The sequence below is a fragment of the Thalassobacillus sp. CUG 92003 genome, from assembly GCF_013618635.1.
GTDB lineage: Bacteria > Bacillota > Bacilli > Bacillales > Halobacillaceae > CUG-92003.
Genome location: NZ_JABLSJ010000046.1, coordinates 1 through 286 on the forward strand (window position 1 = coordinate 1; position 286 = coordinate 286).

Consider the following 286-nt stretch of genomic DNA (forward strand, 5'->3'; position numbering starts at 1 on the left):
TTCTTGTACACTGAACCCAATACATAAAAGTGAGGGATTCGGATGATTGAACGTCAAATGACGATGAACATAAGTGGATATTCCAATTTATACGATTTGATTGTGCCCCGAGACCATTTTCTTCGCCAAATCAATGACCTTGTAGATTTCACTTTCATTTATGAGGAATTGAAAGATAAATATTGTCATCATAACGGCCGTAATGCGGTTCACCCCATTCGTATGTTCAAATACCTCTTTCTTAAGACCGTTTATCAATTGTCAGACGTCGATTTAGTCGAACGAG

Annotated in this window: 1 protein-coding gene; it reads left to right on the forward strand. The window is 37.8% G+C overall.

What is annotated here, in order from left to right:
• Nucleotides 1–42 precede the first annotated feature (42 nt).
• On the forward strand, nt 43–286 hold a 244-nt coding region (locus tag HOP45_RS20510; RefSeq protein ID WP_255437790.1), incomplete at its 3' end, for a transposase.